Here is a 2735-nt window from a genome sequence, read left to right on the forward strand (position 1 = left end):
CTCCATCCCCGGCGGCGAGCGGAACTTGAAGTTCTCGAGATCGGAAATGCCGGCGAGCGGCTTGGTGGAGTTGAGCGATTCCTGACCGCCGAGCCATGCGCCGACGAACTCCATGCCGTTGGCGTTGTAGAGTTCGTTGATCTGCTCGCGGCCGCCGCCATACTTGATCCAGGCGAGGAACTGCAGCGGCGTGTCGTAGCCGCCCATCACGTCGGCCACGAACTGGAAGGCCGGGTTCTTGCCGGTCTGGTAGGAGCCGTTGGTCATGTCGCAATCGAGGATGCCGTTGGCAGCGGCGTCGAAGGTTTCGGCCGATTTGACCACCGCCGAGGAGTAGAACATCTCGATGTCGATATCGCCGCCCGACATCGCTTCGACATTCTCGACCCATTCGGCGGCGAGCTGGCCGGCGGGCGATTCCGGCGATTGCTGGGTCTGGATGCGCAGCGTCGTGGTCTGCGCCGCGGCCGCGCCCGCGAGCAGCGCGAGACCGGCGGTGGCGGTGGCGGTGGCAAGCGTCGAGATGATCTTCATGGTTCCCTCCCTGTGAAGTCCTCCGACCGGAGCCTGCCAAGGGCCGCGCCCGATTGCCAGACAATTCGGCAATCTGACGCCAGAAATCGTCAGAGCAGCCCGCGCCCCGCGAGGTTGCGCATCAGCGCGCCCGTGCCGAAGGACCATTCCGGACAGTCGGTCGAAAGCCGCACGGTGTTGCGCAGCGCGCCCAAGCGTGTCTCGGCGATCACCACCCTGTCGCCGGTCTTGTGGGTGAAGCCCTGTCCCGGCGCATCGCGGTCCTGGATCGGCGCGAAGAGCGTGCCGAGGAACAGCAGGAAGCCGTCGGGATACTGGTGGTGCCGGCCGATGGTCTGGGCGACGAGGCTTTCGGGATCGCGGCTGATCTTCGACATCGAGGAACGGCCTTCGAGTGCGAAGCCATCCTCGCCCGTCACCGTGAGCGTCAGCTCGGCGGCGCGCATGTCGTCCATGGTGTAGTGGTCGTCGAACACCCGGATGAAGGGGCCGATGGCCGCCGAGGCGTTGTTGTCCTTGGCCTTGCCCAGAAGCAGCGCCGAGCGGCCCTCGACATCGCGCAGGTTCACGTCGTTGCCAAGCGTCGCGCCGCGGATCCGGCCACGGCTGTCGATGGCGAGCACGATCTCGGGCTCGGGGTTGTTCCAGTTCGAGATCGGGTGCAGCCCGACGCTGGCGCCCCAGCCGACGGCGGCCATGGGCTGGCACTTGGTGAAGACCTCGGCGTCGGGGCCGATGCCGACCTCGAGGTATTGCGACCAGAGCCCTTCGGCCTGCAGCACCGCCTTGACCTGCATCGCCTTGTCCGATCCGGGCACGATGCCCGAGAGGCTGTCACCGATCACGCCCTGTACGCGGGCGCGGATCTCCTGCGCGCGGTCGGCGTCGCCCGCCGCCTGCTCCTCGATCACCCGCTCGACCATGCTCTCGGCGAAGGTGACGCCAGAGGCCTTGATCGCCTGCAGGTCGGCGGGGGCGAGGAGATGCGGCGTGCCGGGATCTTCGGTCGAGGCGGCGAGGAGGTCCTCGATCGCGCCGATATCCTCGCCCGGCGCGCGGCGCAGGTAATCGGCGAGGTCGTCGCGCTCCATCAGGTCGCGCATGGTCGGCACCTCGCGCGAGGTGATGTCGGTCACGCGGCCCTCGCGGAGCGTGACGATGGCCGGGCCATGGGCGCGCTGGACGCGGCCCGCAAGGTGCGCGCGGGAATGGTCTTGGGGAAGCATCGGATCAGCCTTCGTCATCGGCGGGCAGCATCTTGCCCGGGTTGAGGATGCCCTTGGGATCGAGGGCGGATTTGAGCGACCGCATCACCGCGACGGCCGCGCCATGCTCGGCGGACATGTAGGCGATCTTGCCCACGCCCACGCCGTGTTCGCCGGTGACGGTGCCGCCGAGGCGCAGGGCGTTTTCGGCCAGCGCGGCGGTAAAGCGGTGGATGCGGGCCACCTCGTCCGCGTCGCCCGGATCGACACGCAGCCCGCAATGGAAATTGCCGTCGCCCACATGGCCCACGATGGTCGAGGTGAGGCGCAGCTCGCGCGCGAGGGCCTGGGCGTGGGTCACCGCCTCGGCCAGCCGCGAGATCGGCACGCAGACATCGGTGGCCAGCGTCCGCTTGCCCGGATCGAGCGCGCCGGTCGCGTAATGCGCCTGATGCCGCATGTGCCACAGCTCGCGGCATTCCTCGGCCCGGTCGGTCCAGCGGATCGCCGACGCGCCGTATTCGCCCGCGAGATCGCCAAAGGCCTGCGCCTGTTCGCCGACCCCCGCCGGACTGCCGTGGAACTCCACGAAGAGATGCGGCGCTTCTGGCAGGTCGCTGCCCTGATAGGCGTTGAAGCCACGCAGCATCATCTCGTCCAAGAGCTCGATCCGCGCCACCGTCAGCCCCGACTGGATCGTCGCTATCACGCAGCCCACCGCATCGGCGACGCTGCCGAAGCGGCAGGTCGCGGCCGAGACCGCCTCGGGCTGGCCATGCAGCTTCAGCGTCATCTCGGTGATGATGCCGAGCGTGCCCTCGGAGCCGATCATCAGCCGGGTCAGGTCGTATCCCGCGCTCGATTTGCGGGCGCGGCTGCCGGTACGGATGATCCGCCCGTCGGCCAGCACCACCTCGAGCGCCAGCACGTTGTCGCGCATCGTGCCGTAGCGCACCGCCGTGGTGCCGGAGGCCCGCGTCGCGGCCATGCCGCCAA

At 68.7% G+C, this 2735-nt stretch carries 3 protein-coding genes; all 3 read right to left on the minus strand.

Annotation, left to right across the window (positions count from 1 at the left end; all coding sequences use genetic code 11):
- Positions 1-534, minus strand: a 534-nt coding sequence (locus MBELCI_RS18555; RefSeq protein ID WP_045320522.1) for a C4-dicarboxylate ABC transporter substrate-binding protein, incomplete at its 3' end; no start/stop codon positions are given.
- Positions 535-623: 89 nt separating this feature from the next.
- Positions 624-1760: a fumarylacetoacetate hydrolase family protein gene (locus MBELCI_RS18560; RefSeq protein WP_021695783.1), complete on the minus strand. Its 1137-nt coding sequence runs from the start codon at positions 1758-1760 to the stop codon at positions 624-626.
- A 4-nt stretch (positions 1761-1764) separates the two neighbouring features.
- A partial coding sequence (locus MBELCI_RS18565) for an FAD-binding oxidoreductase (protein ID WP_045320523.1) occupies positions 1765-2735 on the minus strand: 971 nt, incomplete at its 5' end.

It is taken from the genome of Limimaricola cinnabarinus LL-001 (assembly GCF_000466965.1).
In the GTDB taxonomy this organism is placed as follows: Bacteria; Pseudomonadota; Alphaproteobacteria; order Rhodobacterales; family Rhodobacteraceae; genus Limimaricola; species Limimaricola cinnabarinus.